The sequence below is a fragment of the Clostridium sp. 16K-1-R1 genome (assembly GCF_023921145.1).
Lineage (GTDB): Bacteria > Bacillota > Clostridia > Clostridiales > Clostridiaceae > Sarcina > Sarcina perfringens.
In genome coordinates, this window is sequence record NZ_CP046515.1 from 2,989,700 (window position 1) to 3,010,322 (window position 20,623).

Annotated in this window: 23 protein-coding genes; 4 read left to right on the forward strand and 19 right to left on the reverse strand. The window is 28.4% G+C overall.

Annotation, left to right across the window (positions count from 1 at the left end; translation table 11 throughout):
- Window positions 1-16: 16 nt before the first annotated feature.
- From radA to GOM42_RS13465, 3 genes are all read right to left on the reverse strand, one after another.
- Entirely contained in the window at window positions 17-1,378 is a 1,362-nt protein-coding gene (gene radA, locus GOM42_RS13455; RefSeq protein ID WP_003479244.1) for a DNA repair protein RadA, read from the reverse strand.
- A 250-nt stretch (window positions 1,379-1,628) separates the two neighbouring features.
- Window positions 1,629-2,357, reverse strand: a complete 729-nt coding sequence (nagB, locus tag GOM42_RS13460) for a glucosamine-6-phosphate deaminase (protein ID WP_011591132.1) — start codon at window positions 2,355-2,357, stop codon at window positions 1,629-1,631.
- Window positions 2,354-3,076 carry a GntR family transcriptional regulator gene (locus GOM42_RS13465; protein WP_003469605.1) on the reverse strand — a complete coding sequence of 241 codons (723 nt, stop codon included), beginning with the start codon at window positions 3,074-3,076 and terminating at the stop codon, window positions 2,354-2,356. Before GOM42_RS13465 ends, nagB begins: the two co-directional genes overlap by 4 nt.
- Before the next feature lie 199 nt (window positions 3,077-3,275).
- Here GOM42_RS13465 and GOM42_RS13470 point away from each other — a divergent pair, with 199 nt between their 5' ends.
- On the forward strand, window positions 3,276-3,440 hold the full coding sequence (locus GOM42_RS13470; RefSeq protein WP_003459343.1) for a hypothetical protein: 165 nt from the start codon (window positions 3,276-3,278) through the stop codon (window positions 3,438-3,440).
- A gap of 93 nt (window positions 3,441-3,533) precedes the next feature.
- Window positions 3,534-3,761 carry a glutaredoxin family protein gene (locus GOM42_RS13475; protein WP_003452255.1) on the forward strand — a complete coding sequence of 76 codons (228 nt, stop codon included), beginning with the start codon at window positions 3,534-3,536 and terminating at the stop codon, window positions 3,759-3,761.
- A gap of 121 nt (window positions 3,762-3,882) precedes the next feature.
- Here the strand turns inward: GOM42_RS13475 and GOM42_RS13480 are convergent, their stop codons facing one another.
- From GOM42_RS13480 to GOM42_RS13510, 7 genes are all read right to left on the reverse strand, one after another.
- Window positions 3,883-5,331 carry an NADP-dependent glyceraldehyde-3-phosphate dehydrogenase gene (locus GOM42_RS13480; protein ID WP_003459369.1) on the reverse strand — a complete coding sequence of 483 codons (1,449 nt, stop codon included), beginning with the start codon at window positions 5,329-5,331 and terminating at the stop codon, window positions 3,883-3,885.
- A gap of 16 nt (window positions 5,332-5,347) precedes the next feature.
- Entirely contained in the window at window positions 5,348-5,581 is a 234-nt protein-coding gene (locus GOM42_RS13485) for a glutaredoxin family protein (protein WP_003452243.1), read from the reverse strand.
- Window positions 5,582-5,583: 2 nt separating this feature from the next.
- Window positions 5,584-6,522 (reverse strand): thioredoxin-disulfide reductase, encoded by a 939-nt coding sequence (gene trxB, locus GOM42_RS13490; RefSeq protein ID WP_003452248.1) that lies wholly within the window; start codon window positions 6,520-6,522, stop codon window positions 5,584-5,586.
- A 276-nt stretch (window positions 6,523-6,798) separates the two neighbouring features.
- Window positions 6,799-9,243, reverse strand: a complete 2,445-nt coding sequence (locus GOM42_RS13495; protein ID WP_003459331.1) for an ATP-dependent Clp protease ATP-binding subunit — start codon at window positions 9,241-9,243, stop codon at window positions 6,799-6,801.
- A 24-nt stretch (window positions 9,244-9,267) separates the two neighbouring features.
- Window positions 9,268-10,281 carry a protein arginine kinase gene (locus GOM42_RS13500; protein WP_110035061.1) on the reverse strand — a complete coding sequence of 338 codons (1,014 nt, stop codon included), beginning with the start codon at window positions 10,279-10,281 and terminating at the stop codon, window positions 9,268-9,270.
- Window positions 10,265-10,792 (reverse strand): hypothetical protein, encoded by a 528-nt coding sequence (locus GOM42_RS13505; protein ID WP_003482390.1) that lies wholly within the window; start codon window positions 10,790-10,792, stop codon window positions 10,265-10,267. The genes GOM42_RS13500 and GOM42_RS13505 overlap by 17 nt, the downstream gene beginning before the upstream one ends.
- Window positions 10,793-10,811: 19 nt before the next feature.
- Entirely contained in the window at window positions 10,812-11,267 is a 456-nt protein-coding gene (locus tag GOM42_RS13510) for a CtsR family transcriptional regulator (protein ID WP_003452250.1), read from the reverse strand.
- A 216-nt stretch (window positions 11,268-11,483) separates the two neighbouring features.
- On the opposite strand from GOM42_RS13510, the gene GOM42_RS13515 reads away from it, so the two are divergent.
- On the forward strand, window positions 11,484-12,137 hold the full coding sequence (locus tag GOM42_RS13515) for an MBL fold metallo-hydrolase (protein WP_003482391.1): 654 nt from the start codon (window positions 11,484-11,486) through the stop codon (window positions 12,135-12,137).
- A 50-nt stretch (window positions 12,138-12,187) separates the two neighbouring features.
- On the opposite strand, the gene GOM42_RS13520 is transcribed toward GOM42_RS13515, so the two are convergent.
- The 9 genes from GOM42_RS13520 to GOM42_RS13560 all read right to left on the reverse strand — a co-directional run bounded on the left by GOM42_RS13520 (window position 12,188) and on the right by GOM42_RS13560 (window position 19,297).
- A complete protein-coding gene (locus GOM42_RS13520; protein ID WP_110077570.1) occupies window positions 12,188-13,870 on the reverse strand; it encodes a Mur ligase family protein in 1,683 nt (560 codons plus the stop codon).
- Window positions 13,871-13,986: 116 nt separating this feature from the next.
- Window positions 13,987-14,157, reverse strand: a complete 171-nt coding sequence (locus tag GOM42_RS13525) for a 4Fe-4S binding protein (protein WP_003452217.1) — start codon at window positions 14,155-14,157, stop codon at window positions 13,987-13,989.
- 168 nt (window positions 14,158-14,325) lie between these two features.
- Window positions 14,326-15,231 carry a stage 0 sporulation family protein gene (locus GOM42_RS13530; RefSeq protein WP_003452261.1) on the reverse strand — a complete coding sequence of 302 codons (906 nt, stop codon included), beginning with the start codon at window positions 15,229-15,231 and terminating at the stop codon, window positions 14,326-14,328.
- Window positions 15,232-15,233: 2 nt separating this feature from the next.
- Window positions 15,234-16,157, reverse strand: coding sequence for a DNA polymerase III subunit delta' (locus tag GOM42_RS13535; RefSeq protein ID WP_110077569.1), 924 nt, complete (start codon window positions 16,155-16,157; stop codon window positions 15,234-15,236).
- 21 nt (window positions 16,158-16,178) lie between these two features.
- Window positions 16,179-16,508 (reverse strand): cyclic-di-AMP receptor, encoded by a 330-nt coding sequence (locus GOM42_RS13540; protein WP_003459310.1) that lies wholly within the window; start codon window positions 16,506-16,508, stop codon window positions 16,179-16,181.
- A gap of 156 nt (window positions 16,509-16,664) precedes the next feature.
- Window positions 16,665-16,820, reverse strand: a complete 156-nt coding sequence (locus tag GOM42_RS13545) for a hypothetical protein (RefSeq protein WP_003452252.1) — start codon at window positions 16,818-16,820, stop codon at window positions 16,665-16,667.
- A gap of 16 nt (window positions 16,821-16,836) precedes the next feature.
- The gene (locus tag GOM42_RS13550; protein WP_003459338.1) at window positions 16,837-17,427 is read right to left on the reverse strand and encodes a guanylate kinase; all 591 of its coding nucleotides are present in this window, start codon (window positions 17,425-17,427) and stop codon (window positions 16,837-16,839) included.
- 245 nt (window positions 17,428-17,672) lie between these two features.
- Complete coding sequence (locus tag GOM42_RS13555; protein ID WP_049039912.1) at window positions 17,673-19,103, reverse strand: aminotransferase class V-fold PLP-dependent enzyme; 1,431 nt, start codon at window positions 19,101-19,103, stop codon at window positions 17,673-17,675.
- A gap of 17 nt (window positions 19,104-19,120) precedes the next feature.
- Window positions 19,121-19,297 (reverse strand): sigma factor G inhibitor Gin, encoded by a 177-nt coding sequence (locus GOM42_RS13560; RefSeq protein ID WP_110077568.1) that lies wholly within the window; start codon window positions 19,295-19,297, stop codon window positions 19,121-19,123.
- Window positions 19,298-19,452: 155 nt separating this feature from the next.
- On the opposite strand from GOM42_RS13560, the gene GOM42_RS13565 reads away from it, so the two are divergent.
- Window positions 19,453-20,622, forward strand: coding sequence for an amidohydrolase (locus tag GOM42_RS13565; protein ID WP_049039907.1), 1,170 nt, complete (start codon window positions 19,453-19,455; stop codon window positions 20,620-20,622).
- The last annotated feature ends 1 nt before the right edge of the window (window position 20,623 follow it).

Below are 20,623 nucleotides of genomic sequence, written 5' to 3' on the forward strand. Positions count from 1 at the left end.
CTCACACCTATCCATCTTAAAATATCTTTCCTATTGCTTCCCTTACAGTTTTTACTCCTATAAGGTTTAATTTACTTCCCTTTAATTTTTCTAAACTTCTATAAGGAACAACTGCATTTAAAAATCCCATTTTTTCTGCTTCATTTAATATTCTGTCACAATTTGATATTGGTCTTATTTCACCTGTTAACCCAACCTCGCCTACAACAACTAATTTTTCTAAGCTAGCTGCCTTACCTTTAACAGAGGATACAAGTGAAATAGCAATTCCTAAGTCTGCTGTAGTACCTTCTATTTCAAGTCCTCCTACTACATTTACATAAACATCAGTATTATAAAAAGGAACTCTTAATTTTTTTTCTAATACAGCTAATATTAAACTTAACCTTGAATTTTCTACTCCTACAGAGGTTCTTCTAGGCATAACTGCTTTTGTTTCAGATGCTAATGATTGTATTTCCACAAGAATAGGTCTAGTTCCTTCCATGACTCCAATTACAACTGACCCTTCTTGATTAAAACTAGTGTCCTCTAAGAACATGCTAGATGGATCATAAACCTGCATTAATCCCTCTCCACGCATTTCAAAAACACCTATTTCAGCCGTAGTACCAAATCTATTTTTCATGGTTCTTAATATTCTAAATTCTTCAGTTCTTTCCCCTTCAAAGGATAATACGGTATCCACCATGTGTTCTAATACTCTTGGTCCTGCTAAATCCCCTTGCTTAGTAACGTGAGCAACTATAAATAAAGGAATATTTTTTCCTTTAGCAATTCTCATTACAGCATTTGAGCATTCCTTAACCTGTGAAACACTTCCTGGTGCTGAAGAAACTGTTTCTCTATAAATTGTTTGTATTGAATCTATTATTATGAAAGCTGGTTCAAGTTTATCTATATATGCTTCTATTACATCAAGATTAGTTTCGGAAACTATATAAAGTTCTTCTGCATCAACTTTTAACCTGTCTCCTCTTATTTTTATTTGTTCTTCTGATTCTTCCCCAGAAACATATAAAACTTTCCCATATTTTTTTGAAATATTATTGGCTGTCTGTAAAAGAAGTGTAGATTTACCTATTCCAGGATCACCAGATATAAGTGTAAGCGACCCCTTAACAAGTCCTCCACCTAATACTCTATTTAATTCACCAATTCCAGTATCATATCTTTCCTTTTCACCTGATTTAATTTCTTTTATCTTTTTAAGCTCACCAATTTGTCTTTCAACCTTAGGAGAAGATTGATTACTCTTAGTATCTCTAATCTCTTCAACTAAAGTATTCCAATTATTACATTCTGGACATTTTCCCATCCATTTAGGTGTTTCATATCCACAATTTTGACATACATATATGCTTCTAACCTTTGCCACTTTACCAACTCCATATTTCTTCATTTTACGTACAAATCTAATTATTTCCTAATATATCCTTAAATAATCATATCATATCATTATAACTAATCACATACTTATTTATTACTATTTTCTTAAAAAGATTCATGTAAAAGATTTAATAATAATTATTAGAATAAAAATAAAAAACTGTTTGTAAATTTAAGCATTTAAATAATGCTTTTATCTACAAACAGTCTTCTTATATATTAATCTAAGATAGTAATAACTATTTTAATAATTTAGCTGCATCTTCATCAACTATTAATATGACATCTCTATGCATTTGTAACATGGTAGCTGGAATTTCAGTTGTTATTTTTCCACTCATCATTGCCTTAACAACTTCAGCCTTTCCTTCTCCACTTGCTATAACCATTATTTTTTTAGCCTTCATTATTCCACCAAGTCCCATAGTTATAGCTTTTCTTGGTACATCATCAATTGAATCAAAGAATCTTGCATTTGCTTCTATAGTTGATTCTTTAAGATCAGTTAAGTGAGTTCCTACACTTAAAGCTTCTCCTGGCTCATTAAATCCTATATGTCCATTTGCACCTAATCCTAGTAACTGAAGGTCAATTCCTCCCATGTCTTGAATTCTAGCATCATATGCCATGCACTCTTCTTCAACATTTTCTGCTAATCCATTAGGTACGAATGTATTATTTTTATCTATGTTTATGTGGTTAAATAAGTTTGTATTCATAAAGTATCTATAACTTTGATCATGATCCCCTGATAACCCAACATATTCATCTAAATTTATACTTGTAACTTTTGAGAAATCTAATTCTCCTTCATTGTACATTCTAATAAGCTCTTTATACATTCCAACTGGAGTTCCACCAGTAGCTAATCCTAAAACAATTTCAGGATTTCTTTTTATATCTTCAGCCATTTCTTTAGCTGCAACTTTACTCATTTCCTCATAATTCTTAGTAACGATTAATCTCATTTCAATTTCCCCTCTCTTTTAGAAATATTAATTTCTAATATATATTTGTCTGACCTATAAATTGCATCTTCAACGTAAATTATTTCGCCTTCTGAATTTAAAGCTGTGTTATGACTTTTTAAAAGAGGTACTTGTTTATTCACATTAAATAAAGCTTTTAGCTCATCATCCATTATTACAGCTGCTAAAGATGATTCTGTACTTTCTATAATATGTCCCTTTTCTTCTAATAACTTAAATAAGGACCCCTCTAAATCATCTCTAGTTACAAAGCCACAATATTCACAAGGAATATAAACAACCTCATTAGCAACAGCTTCTCCATCAACTAATCTTAATCTATTTATTTTATATATTTTTTCTAAATCAAAAGTATCTGCTAATTCTTCAGGGGTATTAATAACTTCAAAATCTATAACTTTAGTTATTAAACTTCTTCCTGCTTTTTTAATAATTTCTGAGAAACTCATCATATCTTCTTGCTTTACTTTAGGTTCACATACGAAGGTTCCTTTTCCTTTTTCTCTAACAAGAAGACCTTCTTGTACTAGTTCTCCTAAAGCCTGTCTGACAGTCATTCGACTTACTCCATAAGCCTCTGTCAACTCTCTTTCGCTTGCTATACACTGTCCTACTTGCCAAGTGCCATCTGCTATCTTTTCTTTTATCATCTCTTTTAATTGGTAATACACAGGTATAGGACTATTTTTATCTATCATGATTTCTCCTCCTAATTAAATTATACTCAACTGGTTCTAACTTGTCTAGACCACTATACATTCTTTTTGTAATAATTTCATATTTAGTCTATGTTATATTTTATCATTTATCATTAAATATTTTCCACTTTTATCAATACTAATGAATATCTATTGAAATTTTATCAAATACTATAAATAAAAATTAGGAGGGATTCCATTGAACTTAAATGATAAATTTAGTAATAACTCTACTGTTTATGAAAATCCATTGCATTCTTCTAATACTGCCCTAACTAGTTTATCTTCTTTTATTAACAACAATGAAGATACAATGCATAATTTAATATTTAATGACCATTTAAATGATGATCAAATTAAATAATTATTTTTTATTGATTTAAATCACATATTTTATACACTTTTAATACTTAAAATAAAGATATATTAAAAATTAATTCGCATAGGAGATGATAATATGGTAAAGGTTTATTCAACAAACTCTTGTCCATGGTGCGTTAAAGCAAAACAATATCTTAAATCAAAAAATGTTGAATTTGAAGATTTAAACGTACAAACAGATATGGTTGCTAGAGAAGATATGCTTAAAAAGAGTAAACAAATGGGTGTTCCTGTTTTAGATATAAATGGAACTATTATAGTTGGTTTCGATAAAAATGCTATAGATAAAGCTTTAAACGAATAGGAACATAAAATAGAGAGATGTTTTTACATCTCTTTATTTTTTTGCAATAAAAAAGCTACAAGTAGAAATTTACTTGTAGCTCTTTAGGTATAGGTTGAAATAAATAATAATTATAAAACTATTATCTTATTGTAATTACTGTTGCCTTAGGTCTAGACATTGCTTCTATTGAATATCTTATACCTTGAGTTCCCATACCAGAAGATTTTACTCCTAGGAATGGGAAGTGGTCTGGTCCTCTTTCAGTCTTATTGTTAACATGAACAGTACCAACTTCTAATTTATTAGCAATATAAAATGCTTCATTTATATCTCTAGTAAATACTGATGATTGTAATCCATATTTAGATGCATTAGCTATTTTTATAGCTTCATCCTTATCATTTATTCTTATGATAGGTAAAACTGGGCCAAAAGGCTCTTCCCATGCTAATCTCATGTCTGTAGTAACATTATCAAATAAAGTAGCTTCTATTAAGTTACCTTCTCTATGTCCTCCACAAACTAAAGTAGCACCTTTTTCTTTTGCATCATCAATAAGTTCCATAACAAAGTCAGCTGCTTTATTATCTATAAGCGGAACTATTGTTACATCTTCTACTTCTAATGGATTTCCCATTTTTAATTTGCTTATTTTTTCTTTTAATTTCTCTACTAATTTATCTGCAACTGAATTCATTACTAATATTCTCTTTACTGCAGTACATCTTTGTCCTGAGTAAGAATATCCACCAGCAATTATATTATTAACAGTTAAATCTAAATCTGCATCCTCTAAAACTATAGCAGCATCCTTACCACCTAGTTCCATAAGAAGAGGCTTCATAACTGTTATTTCTGAAATTCTTCTTCCTACCTCTGTACTTCCAGTGAAGTTTATGAAGTCTATTTTATCATGAGTTACACAATAGTCTCCTATTTCACTTCCTCTTCCAGTAATAGTATTTAAAACTCCTCCTGGAAGACCTGCATCATGGAACATTTTAGCTAAGAATAAAGCTGATAAACTTCCTTGAGTAGCAGGTTTAAGCACAACACTGTTTCCAGCTACTATAGCAGGTGCTATTTTTGATGCTGATAAATTTACTGGATAGTTAAAAGGTGATATTGCTAATACAACCCCTAAAGGTTCTCTTGTTACCACAGATATTTTACTTCTATTAAATCCTGGGAAGTTATCTGATGGTATACTTTCTCCATCCATACTCTTTGCAGCATCAGCTGTAAATCTTATATAGTCAGCTGTTCTGCTAACTTCTGATAAAGCACTCTTTTTGTCCTTAGCAACTTCTCTTATCATTATATTTGCTAATTCCTCCTTATGCTCTTCTAATAAATCTGCAGTTTTATAAAGCACATGTGCTCTTTCATTTAAAGGAACTTCATTCCATGATTTTTGTGCTTTTTCTGCATTATCAATAATTTTATCCACATCTTCTTTAGAAAGACTTTGTATCCTTCCAACTAAACTACCATCTAAAGGTGATTTTATATCTATTAATTTATCTGATTTGTTTTCATAGAAATTACCACCCATAAAGTTATAAAAAATATTTTCTTTAGTATTCATTAAGAATCACCTTCTACTATCTTATTTTTTCTATTGCAGCATCAATTTTCTGCTTATCAAAACCAACTATAACTTCTTCTCCTATAACAGCTACTGGCACTGATCTTTGTCCTGAAACTTCTAAAACTTCATTTCTATCTTCCTTACCATCTGCAACTGTGATTGTTTCGTATTGAACGCCTAATTTTTCTAAATATTTTTTTAATTTATTACATGGTCCACACCATTCAACTGAATATACTTTTACCATACTTATCTCTCCTTTATTTCTGAAATATATTTTTCTGCATGTAAGGCTGCTATAGTTCCATCTGAAACGGCAGTAGTTATTTGTCTAAACATCTTTTCTCTAACATCTCCTGCTACATAAACACCCTTAACATTAGTTCTCATGTTTTCATCGCCTTCAATATAACCATTTTCTTTAACATTTATATATTCTCTAAACATAGATGTCTTAGGTTCTGTTCCTATATATCCAAAGACTCCATTTATAGCAATTTCTTTTTCTTCTCCAGTTTTAGTATTTTTTATTCTTGCAGCTTCAACAAACTCTCCACCTAGAACATCAACTAAATCCCAGTTATACATTATTTCAATATTTTCCTTATTACTTGCAGCCTCTAATGTCTTAGCTTCTGCACGGAAATAATCATATCTTCTTATAACAATTACTTTCTTAACTATATTAGATAGATATAAAGCTTCTTCTAAAGCAGCATTTCCGCCACCTACAACGGCAACAACCTCATCTTGGTAAACTGCTCCATCACATACTGCACAGTAATGCACACCCTTACCTAGATATTTACTTTCACTTGGAATTGGTAATTTCTTAGGTGTAGCTCCTGTAGCTATTATTACAGCCTTTGGCTTATATATATAATCTCCAGTCTCTATGATTTTTTCATCATCTTTTAATGAGACATTTTCTATAAAATCAAATTCATCTATTATAGCTCCACAAGCCTCTGCTTGCGCTTGGATTCTATCAGCAAGATCATTTCCTGTTATTTCTGTAAATCCAGGATAGTTTTCAACTGTATAAGTTGATCTTACTTGACCTCCAACTAAATTATCTTCTAAAACTAAAGTACTTAATTTTGCTCTTGAAGCATATATTGCAGATGTTAATCCTGCTGGACCTGCTCCAATTATTATTAAATCTAATTCTTTTATTTCTTTATCCATACTAACACTCCTTACTGAGGTTAAATTTATTATTTGTATTATATGATATATTATTCGATGTACCCCCTTAGGGTACATATTTTTTATTAATTATACTCCTTGTTAAACAATTTTTCAATAATAATTATTATTAATTATATTTTTTCTTTGTTTTATTTTTTATTCTAACAAAAAAACTCTATTATATTCCGAAATTTAAAATACAATATATAGATAAATAATAAAAAAATAAGGTCATATATGTTTTATCATATATAACCTTATTTATTCTTAAAATCAAACAGTTTTTTTAAATTTTACAACGTCGTCTTCTAAGAAAACATCTACCTTAGATCCTCTTAATATATTTCCACTTAAAAGTTCTTCACTTAATCTATCTTCAATATATTTAGTTATAACTCTTCTTAATGGACGTGCTCCATATTTTAATTCAGTGCCCTTTTTAACTAAAAATTCTTTACACTCTTGAGAAAAATTCAAAGAAAGTTGTAAATCATTTAACCTCTCTTTTAGAGAACATATCATAAGATCAACAATTTTTAAAAGATGATCCTTTTCTAGACTATGGAATACAACTATGTCATCTAATCTATTTACAAATTCAGGTTTGAAATTTTGTTTTAGCTCTTCTAACATAATTCCTTTCATCTTATCATAATCTCGTTCCTTATCCTCTTTAGCACTAAATCCAACTGCATTTTTCTTATCTAATTTATCTGCTCCAATATTTGAAGTCATTATGATTATTGTATTCTTAAAATCTACTGTTTTACCTTTTCCATCTGTAAGAACACCATCTTCTAATATTTGAAGAAGAACATTAAATATATCTGGATGTGCTTTTTCTATTTCATCAAAAAGTATTACTGAGTAAGGATTTCTTCTTACCTTTTCTGTAAGTTGTCCTCCCTCTTCATATCCTACATATCCTGGGGGAGCTCCAATAAGTCTAGATACACCATGCTTTTCCATGTATTCAGACATATCAAGCCTAATAAATTTATTCTCATCACCAAACATAGCCTCTGCTAAAGCCTTACAAAGCTCTGTTTTTCCTACTCCAGTAGGTCCTAAAAAGGCAAAGGATCCAATAGGTCTCTTAGGATCTTTAAGACCTACCCTTGATCTTCTTACAGCTTTAGATATGGTTCTTATTGCTTCTAATTGTCCTATAACTCTTTTACTAAGCTTTTCTTCCAGCTTAAGAAGTTTACTTGATTCTTTCTCTGTAAGCCTTTCTACTGGTATCTGAGTCCACTTTGAAACAACCTTTGCAATATGTTCTTTATTAACTTCGTAGATTTTATTGTAATTTTCTTCTCTCCAAAGTTCTTTATCTCGCTCTAGTTCTTCCTGTAACATTGATTCTTCATCTCTTAACTTTGCAGCTAATTCAAAGTCCTGTAATTTTATAGCTTCTTCTTTTTCAATTTTTAAGTTAGCTATTAATTCTTCCTGCTTAAAAAGTCTAGGAGGAACAATCATACTTTCTATTCTTACCTTAGCCGCAGCCTCATCTATTAGATCTATGGCCTTATCTGGTAGAAATCTATCGGTTATATATCTACTTGATAAATTAACAGCTGCCTCTATGGCTTCATCTGTTAATTTTACATTGTGATGTACTTCATACTTTTCTCTTAATCCCTTTAATATTAATACGGAATCTTCTTTACTAGGCTCTTTTACAACTACTGGTTGAAATCTTCTCTCCAAAGCAGAATCCTTTTCTATATTTTTTCTATATTCATCAGTTGTTGTTGCACCTATACATTGTATTTCACCTCTTGCTAAAGCTGGTTTTAATATATTTGATGCATCTATAGCACCTTCTGCTCCCCCAGCCCCAACAATATTATGCATTTCATCTATAAAGAGTATTATATCATCTGAATCTTTTACTTCGTTTAAAACCTTTTTAAGTCTTTCCTCAAATTCTCCTCTATATTTTGCCCCAGCTAACATAGAAGTCACATCTAAGGTAAATATTCTTTTATCCTTAATAATATCTGGTACTTCACCTAATAGAATTCTTTGAGCTAATCCTTCTACAACGGCAGTTTTTCCTACTCCAGGTTCTCCTATTAAACAAGGATTGTTTTTCATTCTTCTACAAAGTATTTCTAAAAGTCTTTGAGTTTCATCCTTTCTCCCTATTACAGGATCAAGTTTATTTTTATCTGCCTTTTCTATTAAATTTATACCATAAAGATTTAATGTAGGAGTATCTTTTCTTTTTGGTTTTTCCTTTTCTTTAAGGCTTTTACTTTCCTTACTTGGAATTCTACCTAGTATGTTATTTAACTTATCGCTTATATTTTTTATATCATTTTTTACTATTTTAGTTAGAATTAAATTAGCTACACCTTCTCTTTCTTTTATTAAGGCTAATAATATGTGCTCTGGTCTTGAAATGCTATGACCATATTCCTTAGCAATTTCAACACTTCTATCTAAAATCTTTTTGCATCTAGGTGTAAAAGGCACCTCATCCAAACTATAATTTACCTCTCCAATTCCAACATATAGCTTAATAAAACTAAGTACCTTTTCTTCAGTTACATTGCTTTCTTCCAAAATTTTAGAACATTGTCCATTTTCATTAATTAATCCTATTAATAAATGCTCTGTTCCCATGTAGCCGTGTTTTAGCATTAAAGAACTTTCTTTTCCCTTATTGATTACTATTTTGGAATTTTCATTAAAATTATCAAGACGCATCTTTTACCTCCCAATACCCTATAATTATGTGTTTAAAGCATTTCTAATAATTTTGGCTCTTTCTATTTTTAAACTTTGTATATCTCTCTTTTTAATTGATGAGTTATTTATCATATCAGGTTGAATTTCAATCATAGCAGAATTTACTGATTTTAAACTAAGATCTTCTATAATGCCTAGCTCAACTCCTAACCTTACATAAGATAAATATTTTAAAGCTTCATCCCTATCTATTGAATAGGTATTTCTCAAAACTCCTAAGGCTCTTAAAATATAATCTTTTAATTCAATATACTCATCCTCTGAAAGATTATCTCTTTGGTTTTTCTCTCTTAAAATTAATTTATTAGTAATAGATATAAGAGAATCTAAAATATCTTTTTCTGACATTCCTAAAGTCTTAATATTAGATACTTCATAAATATTGCCAACATCTTTATTTCCTGAATTGTATATACTCTTTAGAGTAATTCCTTCTTCCTTTAGAGCATTTTTTATTATTCTTATTAAATTATTTGAACTTAAAAGAGGTAAGTGTATAAATACCTTTGCTCTTAAAGCTGTTCCTAAATTTTTTATATTTGATGTTAAATATCCTAATTCAGAATCAAAGGAATAGTGTATTTTTTCTTCAATTAAGTCATCTAATTTATCTACCTTAGAATACACTTCTCTTAAACTTAATCCACTATTTGTACATTCTATCCCAATATGCTCTTCTTCATTCAGTAATATATTAAATTCTCCATTTTTATTCATTATAAAAATAAGATTATCCTTATTTTCAAAGTATTTTATTAAGCCAAAATTTTCTTTGTAGTAATCTATTATTTTTTCTTCACCGTCTTTTAATTTAACTACATAACATTTATCCAAAATATCAACTTCTTTCAAGTGTCCTAAAACCATACTTGAAAGATTATTAAATTCCTCTTCATTTAACATCTTAGTGAATTTAATTCCTTTTATGTTTCTTAAGATTTTAACTTTTGATGCAATTACTATACTATTATCTAAGGGGCTAATCCATTGAACCACTATTACTATCCTCCCTTATACTCTCTTTTAAATCATGTATTTTTTTCTTAGTAATAATAGCTTCTTCATATTCCTCTTTCAGTATATTAATTTTTAATTTTTCTTGTAAATTTAAGATTTCTAATTTCTTTAAGTCCTTTTTTATTGTTTTAGGTTGTTTCCCTCTATGCTTTATCTCTGCTTCTTCTAAATTTAATAAAAATATTATTCTATTTTTAAATATCTCATAGCATTTTTCACACCCTAGGAAATTATCCTCTTCAAAATCAGAAAATCTTGTTCCACAATTTTTACATACTAAAGCTTTATCCTTAACCCTCTCTTCAATGCACTCTATATAAGTGTTTAAATCTAATAAAAAATCTTCTAAATTTATCTCCTCATCTTCTAGTGCAAGGCTCATTATTTCGATTGCACATTTATCACAAAGCATTAAGCTTTCTTTTTTTCCCTTAGTACTTTTTAATAATTGTATTGTTGCATTATTTTTATTACAACTCTCACAAAGCAAAATTTTCAACTCCCATAAATTACTTAAGCAATACCATAAGCAAAGCCTTAAAAATATCTGCCCTTGTTTCATTTATATTCTTAGAACTCTGAAGGGTTCTATCATTTATTGCAACCTTAGTAAGATTTGCTGCTTTCTCATCTATGATATTATGTTCAAGTAAATTATCTACAATGGCAGCTGCATTATGGTATGTAATCCCTGTACCTATCTCATCATAAATTAAATCTCTTCTATCAGCATGAACTTCATGAATTACTTTTTTTATTACAATGTATCCACCACCACCTCTTCTACTTTCAATTAAATATCCTTTTTCATAGGTAAATCTAGTTGTTAAAACATAATTTATCTGTGATGGTGCACACTTAAACTTATCAGCTAACTCATTTCTTCTTATTATTAAATTGTTATCTTCTGTTTGGTCTAATAAATCCTTTAGAAAATATTCTATTGAATCTGACAATTTAGCCATATATATCACTCCTCAAAATTTGACCTTTACTGACCTTAATACACAATATATATTAATACATTTGACATACTTAATCAATGTAATACACTTATTCATCTATTATTTTTATTTAAATCTCCTTAAATAAATTCAATTCAAATAAATTATTCTTATATTTTATGTTTATTTATATTATATGTGTCAATAATATAAATAATTTTTATAGGAGGCTTTTTAATGAATATTTATTGGTTAGGTCATTCTTGTTTTTTAATAAAAACTAATCTTGGAAAACGTATATTAATGGACCCATTTGATATAGATATAGGATATATTCCCTATAAAGGTGATGTGGACTTAGTTACTATAAGTCATATGCACTTCGATCATAATTGTACAAAATACATTAATGATGAAGCAAAAGTATTAACAGACTTAGTTGATTATCAAAATACCTTTTGCAAAGTTAAATCATATTTATCTTTTCATGATGATTGCTTTGGATTAAAACGTGATAAAAACTTCATATTTAAAATTCTTTGTGATGACATAACACTTTGTCATTTAGGAGATTTAGGACATATACTTTCTTCTAAAGTTATAAAGCAACTAGGCCATATAGATATATTATTTGTTCCTGTAGGAGAACATTTAACTATTTCTGTAGAAAATCTAAAAAAGGTAATCCTAGATATAAATCCTAGTTACGTTATTCCAATGCATTATAAAACTGCAAAATTAAGTTTCTATTTAAATACTGTAGATAAATTTCTAATGGAAATGAAAGGTTTTAAAATAACTCATGATCAAGTTTTATCAGTAAATTCTGAATCACTTCCTGAAAATACTACAATAAAAATATTAGAGCTAACTTCTGAAGATATGATATAAAAGACTATATGCAAACTCCATTACTTAGGAATTTGATATAGTCTTTTTCTTTAGTGAAAGTCTTCTAAATCAACCTCTATAATTTCTTTTCCATGATTAGATAAGTATTTATTTATAACAGGTATTACTACATCTAAATGTTGAGTAAAATCTACTATAATGTCTCCTTCTTCGGCCATTGATATTGCCTTTTTGATAGCTTCTTCTTCATCTATTATTGATAATACTTCTACTGATTTATTTTCAACTTCATTTATCCCACTTTTTATTAAATTAGTTATTTCTAATTCCTCTCTTCCCCTTCTATCAAAGGTTTCTTTTATTATAATAGTATCTGAATTTTTACCTGCTATTCTTCCTAATTCTTTTATGTATTCATCAAGCCTATCTCCTGGTGATGAAACTATAGAAATGATCTTATTTCTTTTGATCTTATTAGCTAGGTAAAATAATTTCTCAAAGGCTTCTGGATTATGACCATAATCCAATATAATCTTAAAATTTTCAAATTCAATTATGTTTTGTCTTCCAATATTGTTATAGACATCACACTCTATATTTTTTAAGCACTCCACTACTTCCTTTAAATTTTTATGTACTTCATATATAGCAGCTATAGATACCAAAATATTATTTATATTAGTTTTTGAATTACCATTATGAGTAAACTTAAAATCTTTTATATTAGAGATAATATTTTTATCTTTACCATCAAAAAATATTACATTTTCATCCTCTACGAACCAAGCTTCCTTACCATTTTTCATGTGTTTTTCAATATATTCATTCTTTTTAGAATTAAATAAAACTAAATTTTCTTTTGTCTGTAGAACTTCATATAGCTTTGGTTCTGCCTTTATTATTACTTTTCCTTCTGGTAAAACTTCTCTAGTTGTAATTAATTTTATATCTAGTAAATCATTAATATCTTTTATTCCATCTACCCCTATGTGGTCCTCTGCTAAGGATGTTATTATGGCAACCTTAGAATTTTTAAATCCTAATCCCTTTCTTAAAATACCACCTCTAGCAGTCTCTAAAACCCCAACTTCAACCTGTGGATTGGTAAGAACCTTTTTAGCACTATAAAATCCTGTAGTATCTCCCTTCTTTACAAACTCATTATTTATAATTATCCCACCAGTCATAGCCAATCCAGAGAAATACCCTAAATTCTCAAAACCTTTATATATTAATCTTGAAGTAGATGTTTTACCATTAGTTCCTGTTATAGATACTATAGGAATAACTCCATTATTTATTAAATCCAGATTATAATTTTTATTTTCATAATCCTCTTTACTTATTCTCTTAGAATTAACTCCATACCCTACTATTATTTCATCATCCTCTTTAAAGAAGTCTATTTTTTTCTTAGAACACTCTTCTAATAAGTTATACTCCCAAATCCGTTGCTTTTTAGCTACAGCTTCATTTAATAATTTATCTGCACTTACTCTCTCTATTAAGCTTTCAATTATAAATAAAGCTAATTCCTTATTAGAGTAAGTTAACCACGCACATCCTCCAAACTCATTATATATAGCCTCTTTTAAGGTACCTTCCATATTCATCTTTCTGCATATGAACTCATAATCACTTATTAACCAATATAATCTTTTTCTTTCAGATTCCTCTATGTCTATAAATATAAGATTTTCTTCTCCCTTTATATTTCTCCCCTCTAGAACTCTTAAATCCTTTAGTTTCAAATCACTCACCCTTCCTACCATTTTTTATATTATATTTTCCCAACACTCTCCTACATTTATTCAAAATTTACTTTAAAATAAAAAAAGCAGCTTAAAGCTGCAAAAAAAAGATCATCCGAAGATGATCTTTAATAATATTATTCTTGAACTGGTGCACCTACTGGACAAACATTAGCGCAGTTTCCGCAATCGATACAAGTATCTGCATCTATAACGAATTGAGTATCTCCTTGTGATATTGCATCTACAGGACACTCAGCAGCGCATGCTCCACAGCTTACACATGTGTCTAATATTTTGTATGCCATAATAAAACACCTCCTAAAATGTTGGTATAAAAATACCATATTTATATTATCATATTTTTGCTAATTTTTAAAGTATTTAATATCTCTTTTAAGCATATTTAGCCTATTCTAGTAAAATTAGAATTAACATGCTAAAGAATACCCCTATACCGTATTAAAAATTTAATTTTAATTATCTTTTATTAGATTTTTAATTAATGCTTTATCCGCTTCATCAGTAATTTCTAATCTAATGTTTGTATCCTCTACTTCACCTTCATAGCTACCTGAGATTAATTTTACATCATACATTTTAAAATCCTGTATAATCTCTTCATTTTTTCTTGGTAATTTAACTCTTACTAATTCCTTTAATACGTTGTTACCTACTACTTCACCTTTTCCAAGTTCAGTCTCAACTACAGATCCTACTCTAGGAAGTTCTTTTCTTATTTCTTCATATGTGCTTTGCTCATAATTTAAACAACACATAAGTCTTCCACATATTCCTGATATCTTAGTTGGATTTAGTGATAAACTTTGTTCCTTAGCCATTTTTATTGAAACTGAAGCAAAGTCTCCTAAGAATGTAGAGCAACAAAGAGGTCTTCCACATGGTCCAAGTCCACCTATCATTTTAGCCTCATCTCTAACCCCTATTTGTCTAAGCTCTATTCTTGTCTTAAATATAGTTGCTAAATCTTTTACTAATTCTCTAAAGTCAACTCTACCCTCTGCAGTAAAGTAGAATATAACCTTATTATTATCAAATGTATATTCTACATCTATTAGTTTCATTACTAAATTATGTTCTTCTATCTTCTTTAAGCATATTTCAAAAGCCTCTGTTTCTTTAGCTTTATTCTCCTTATGCTTATTTATATCTTCCTCTGTAGCTAATCTTAATACAGATTTTAATGGTGCAACGATATCCTCTTCACTAATTTTTCTTATACCAATTACACATTCTCCAAATTCAATACCTCTAGCAGTTTCAACAATTACGTTTTGACCCTTCTTTATCTCTATACCATTAGGACCAAAGTAATATATTTTACCAGCTTTTTTAAATCTGACTCCTATTACTTCTATCATTTTTATTCCTCCAATATACTAATCAGCATACTATCTAAAGTTAGCCATAAATTAGTATTACTTTTTAAATTATTTCTGGCCTCATTAACTACTTTTATTATCCTATTTAATTTATTATAGGATAAATTACTAGCTATTTCTCTAATATCATCTATTTTATCTCCATTTATTATGGACAAGTTGCTTTCTATTTCCTTAAATATAATTGAGTCTCTGGCAAAAATAGTTATGGTCTCTAAGATTTCCTCTTCGTTACCCTTCATGCTATAAAATTTATCAGAATATTTTATAGGAACTTCTATTTTCCCATGCCCAATATCTTTTAACATCTCTATAACTGTATTTCTTATATCCTTAAAAATATCATCATTCATGAATTTATCAACTCTTCCTGGGATACCTTCACTAAAAGATATAAGAGTTCTATTTAATTCATCATCTATTCCATTATACTTTTTAGATATATATAAATTAATTTCCTCTTTACTAAGAGGTGCTAACCTATGTATTTGACATCTAGATCTTATAGTTTCTAATATAGAATCAATATTACTACTTAAAATTATTATAAAAATACCTGTAAGAGGTTCTTCTATGGTCTTTAATAAAGCATTTTGTGCTGCAACTGTAAGCTTTTCTCCATTATGAATTATTATAACCTTTCTATCACATTCATAAGGTTTTTTATTTGCCTCAGCTATAATATTTCTTACTAAATCAACACCAAAAGAGGCCTTTTCAGATTTATAATGAACAATATCTACATGTTCTCTCTGTGATGGTATTCCTAAAATCTTATAAGCAAATTCATCTGCTAAAAGACTTTTTCCTATTCCATCCTCACCAATAATTAAATGAGCATGGGAAAGTGCATTTTTACTTACACTTTTACTAAATCTATCTCTAACTTTATTGTGACCTATCATTTATGCACTTTCCTTTCTATTTTAAATCTTTATAAATTTATCTACATCAACAACAAATATTGTAGCTCCTCCAACCTGCACTTCCATAGGATATGGTATATACACTCCACCTGGTTCAGAAACACTTGCAGATGAACTTACAACGCCCTTTCTTGTTTGGCATATATCTTTTATTATACTTATAACATCATCAACCTTTTCTTTTTGAACCCCAGCTAAAAGTGTAGTATTTCCTGATTTTAAAAATCCACCTGTTGTAGCTAATTTAGTTACACTATAACCTTTCTCATTTAACGCATCAACTAAATCTAAAGCATCATCATCCTGAACTATAGATATTACTAATTTCATAACACGTCCTCCTCACATCTCTACCCTAAAATTCAAATTTATGTTTTAAATAATTATATCATTATTTACAACCCTTAACCAAACCTTATTATTGCTTTAATTTCATAAGTTATATAATTTACTTTTTATTTAAAATTAATATTTTTAATAGCTAAGTTATTTTATGCTCTTTATGCCAAAACCAGCTAAAATAACTCCTACTATAGTAAGAACTTTATGTACTCCATATGTATCTATATCAGAAACCGCTAAGTATATTCCTACTAATATTATTAGAAATCCAATAAAAGTTAACTTTAATGCATTTTTCATATTATTTTCCCCCAGATTATTTAGAAGTTTTTCTTATTACATCATATATTTCACTTATACATTCTTCTAAATTGTAATTGTTATATTTCTTAATTATATTGTTATTTAGTAATTTATCTTCACTAAAATCTTCATTATCTGCTAAAAATCTTCTGCACATCTCATTATAATTAGGACTTTTCTGTTCTCTCTCTCTTTTTAATGCTCTTTCAAGTCTAACTCCATCATCTAAGTCTATGTAAAGTGGTACTAATTTCTCATCTCCAAAATATTTTCTAAACTCAGAATAAGCCTCTAAAGTTACAATAACTATATAATTATTTTCTTCTAAGTTTATTTGGCCATCATCTACAGTTAGGTAATACCATTTTCCATGAACAGTATCATAAACTCTACATTCTATTATCTTACCTTCTCTATTAAAATCATCTAGCTTTTCTTTATCTATAAAGAAATATTCCACTCCATCTGTTTCATTATTTCTTTTAGGTCTAGTTGTATATGTAACTATAGTTTTTAAATTTAAATCTTCAACCTTATTTATCTCTTTTAAAATAGTATCCTTACCAGAACCACTTTTCCCCATTATGCAAAATATTTTACCCATAACTACTCCAATCTATATAAACACGTTTTTTTCTCTAAAAATATATTAAATAAATTCTATAAAACTCCCTAAAAAGTCTTATGTAATAATTTTAATACAAGGATTATTATATCAAATAATCTTCTAATCGTTTATTTAATAAATTAAAAAGGTTGTACCAAAATCTTATAAATAAAAAATACTTATTATATTCTTTATTTAACTCCCAACTTCGATACAACCTAACTAATATATTCTTTAAGTATTTACTTATTCTTTATTACCTTAACTTTTTTATCCTTTATCCCTATTAAATCTACTTTATTTTTCATATACTCATTAAGTAATTTAACATGTCTTTCTTCTATTACTTCGCCCATTATTAGCATAGGGACTCCTGGTGGATACGGAACTATACTCTCTGCTACAATTTTACCTACAGCATCATTTATATTAATTCTTTCATATTCTAAATCTAAAACTTCAAAAGGTTCTAATTTTTTCTCTGGTAAATCTGTTAAATAAAAATCTATTTCTTCATCTTTAAGACAATTTATATCACAAGATTTTAAAGCATCTTTTAAAATTTTAAAATCTTCTTCAGTATTAAATGGTGACGGTATTAAAACAACATTTTTATTATCACTCATTTCACATTGTATATTTTTACTTCTTAAATAATCTAATAGTTTATTCCCATTTAAATTTTCCCTTAAGTTTAGTACTATTCTACTATTATCTATCTTAATATCATTTATCTTAATATTTTTTTCTAATCCATTAATTAAAAATTCCTTATCTAATATTTTAAAATATGATAAGTCCTTAATATTATTTTTAAAATCCTCTATGATCTTAAACAAGTTATTGTATGCCTCTTCACCATGTTCTTCTAAAAAATTTCTTGAATAATCTAAACTCATCATAAACATATATGAAGGGCTAGTACTCATAAAAATGTTTTTATAAAATTCTATTTCTTCAATAAAATCCTCATTGTTAACATGCATCCAAGCAGTCTGTGTTAAACTTGGTAAAGTTTTATGAGCACTCATTACAACTATATCAGCCTTTAATTCTTGTACACTTTCAGGCAATAACTTGTTAAATCCAAAGTGTGCTCCATGAGCTGAATCTATTCCAACTTTTAAATTTGCCTCTCTAGCTATTTTTATAGTCTCATCTATATTAACTCCTACGCCATAATAATTAGGGTAGGTTAATATTATTCCTTTTAAATCCTTATTTAAACTTATTTGCTCTTTTAAATGATTTAAATCAATTCCTACTGGTGCTTTTAATTTTGAATGAAATATATTATTTATAAAAACTGGTTTTAATTTTCTCATTATTATTCCATTCATTATACTTTTGTGACAATTTCTTTCTACTAAAACTTTATCTCCTTCTTTAAACAAAGAAAATATCATTATTAAATTTCCACAAGTACTTCCATTAACTAAAAAATAACTCTTTTTACTTTTATATAACTTAGAAAGTTTATCCTCAGCTTCTTTAATTATTCCCTCTGGATGCTGCAAATTATCTAATCCTTCAACTTCAGTTAAATCACCTTGTAAAAGTATTTCTTCAAATCCCTTAAAGCCTCGTCCATTCTTATGACCTGGCATAGAAAAAGGTACTATTTCTTCTCTTAAGTACATTGATATCCCATTAATTATAGGAATATTTCTCAAAGTTAACCACTCCTCTGTTACCCTAATTTTTTCTTATAAACTTCTTCTTTTAATCTATTTTTATAAAACTCATAGAATTCACTATTAATATCACAACTTATAGCTTTTTTCTCACATTCTGTGCATATTAATTTTCCTCTTATCATTATACCATTACCCTCTTTGCCACAAATTATACAAATTGACTTATTCATAGATAACACTCCTTAAATCTCTATTTTTCTATATTTTTTCCATATAATATTTTTCTATACATAATTCAGCAGGAAAAATATTTAAATAAATAAAAATTAATATTTTTTCTATTGTAGCACAAACTAATCCTATAAATATTTAGGAGGTTTTTTCAATGAGACAGGAAGTTATTTCTTATTTATCTACAGAAAAAGAAGCTCTCTTTAATCTTTGTAAATTTCTGCATGATAATCCTGAAGATAGTTACAAAGAATATGACGCTTGCAAATATATATGTAATTTCCTAAGAGATAGAGATTTTGATGTAAGAGAAAAATTTTTAGATTTAGATACTGCTTTCTATGCTAAGAAAGGAAATGGATACCCTAAAATATGCTTTTTATGCGAATATGATGCTATTAAATCTAAGGGAGGACATATAACAGGTCATAATCTTCTTACTACTATATCAATTACAAGTGCCTTAGGATTAAGCAAGGTAATTGAAAAGTCTGGTGGAACAGTAATATTAATAGGATGTCCTGGAGAATATTTAGGTGGAACTAAGTCTACTTATGTTAGACAAGGTATTTTTGATGATATAGATGTGGTATTAACAACTCACCCAGATATAATAACCTCTGAAAGTGGTACTTCAAAGGCAATTATACCTCTAAAAGTAACTTTTAAAGGTCATGATGGATTAAGTTTCTTAGATTTTGATAGTTTTACATCTTTAGATGGTACTATGCTAACTTTTAATGTAATAAACGCTTTATCTAAGGGCTTCTGTAAGAAAGCTAACATACACACTATTTTATCTCAAGGAGGCGTTACACCTCTTCTAAGACCTGTTGAATCAGAAGGTAAATTATATATAAGAGCAGAAAGCACCAAAACTGCAAAATGTATAGAAAATAAAATAAGAAACCTTATTGCTTGTATTTCTGACACAATGAACTTAGAAAGTTGTGTTGAACTTTATGAGCCACCTAATGAAGAGCTTTTATCTAATCAAGTATTAAATAGATTATATAGTCATAATTTAAAAGAAAACGGAATAATAAACATAGGAAAACCAAGAGATATAGATGCTGGTCTTTCATTAGGAACTGTAAGTCACAAGGTACCTTGTATTCATCCTTATATAAACATAGTTGATAATGTAAATATTGACTATGGAACTAAAGAATTTGCAGATGCAACAATATCATCCTTTGCTCAAGAACAAGCGCTTTCAGCTTCTTATGCCCTTATTTCAACAGCCTTAGATCTTATAGAAAGCGATTTTCTTCTTTCAGAGGTTAAAGAAACCTTCAATATGTCTAAGGAAAATTTATATTAAA

Excerpts from the sequence above, each read along its gene's own strand:
- nagB (WP_011591132.1), bottom strand. The coding sequence starts at position 2,357 with ATGAGATTAATCGTTACTAAGAATTATGAGGAAATGAGTAAAGTTGCA.
- GOM42_RS13465 (WP_003469605.1), bottom strand. The coding sequence starts at position 3,076 with ATGATAGATAAAAATAGTCCTATACCTGTGTATTACCAATTAAAAGAG.
- GOM42_RS13475 (WP_003452255.1), top strand. The coding sequence starts at position 3,534 with ATGGTAAAGGTTTATTCAACAAACTCTTGTCCATGGTGCGTTAAAGCA.
- GOM42_RS13480 (WP_003459369.1), bottom strand. The coding sequence starts at position 5,331 with ATGAATACTAAAGAAAATATTTTTTATAACTTTATGGGTGGTAATTTC.
- GOM42_RS13485 (WP_003452243.1), bottom strand. The coding sequence starts at position 5,581 with ATGGTAAAAGTATATTCAGTTGAATGGTGTGGACCATGTAATAAATTA.
- trxB (WP_003452248.1), bottom strand. The coding sequence starts at position 6,522 with ATGGATAAAGAAATAAAAGAATTAGATTTAATAATAATTGGAGCAGGT.
- GOM42_RS13495 (WP_003459331.1), bottom strand. The coding sequence starts at position 9,243 with ATGCGTCTTGATAATTTTAATGAAAATTCCAAAATAGTAATCAATAAG.
- GOM42_RS13510 (WP_003452250.1), bottom strand. The coding sequence starts at position 11,267 with ATGGCTAAATTGTCAGATTCAATAGAATATTTTCTAAAGGATTTATTA.
- GOM42_RS13515 (WP_003482391.1), top strand. The coding sequence starts at position 11,484 with ATGAATATTTATTGGTTAGGTCATTCTTGTTTTTTAATAAAAACTAAT.
- GOM42_RS13520 (WP_110077570.1), bottom strand. The coding sequence starts at position 13,870 with ATGGTAGGAAGGGTGAGTGATTTGAAACTAAAGGATTTAAGAGTTCTA.
- GOM42_RS13525 (WP_003452217.1), bottom strand. The coding sequence starts at position 14,157 with ATGGCATACAAAATATTAGACACATGTGTAAGCTGTGGAGCATGCGCT.
- GOM42_RS13530 (WP_003452261.1), bottom strand. The coding sequence starts at position 15,231 with ATGATAGAAGTAATAGGAGTCAGATTTAAAAAAGCTGGTAAAATATAT.
- GOM42_RS13535 (WP_110077569.1), bottom strand. The coding sequence starts at position 16,157 with ATGATAGGTCACAATAAAGTTAGAGATAGATTTAGTAAAAGTGTAAGT.
- GOM42_RS13540 (WP_003459310.1), bottom strand. The coding sequence starts at position 16,508 with ATGAAATTAGTAATATCTATAGTTCAGGATGATGATGCTTTAGATTTA.
- GOM42_RS13545 (WP_003452252.1), bottom strand. The coding sequence starts at position 16,820 with ATGAAAAATGCATTAAAGTTAACTTTTATTGGATTTCTAATAATATTA.
- GOM42_RS13550 (WP_003459338.1), bottom strand. The coding sequence starts at position 17,427 with ATGGGTAAAATATTTTGCATAATGGGGAAAAGTGGTTCTGGTAAGGAT.
- GOM42_RS13560 (WP_110077568.1), bottom strand. The coding sequence starts at position 19,297 with ATGAATAAGTCAATTTGTATAATTTGTGGCAAAGAGGGTAATGGTATA.
- GOM42_RS13565 (WP_049039907.1), top strand. The coding sequence starts at position 19,453 with ATGAGACAGGAAGTTATTTCTTATTTATCTACAGAAAAAGAAGCTCTC.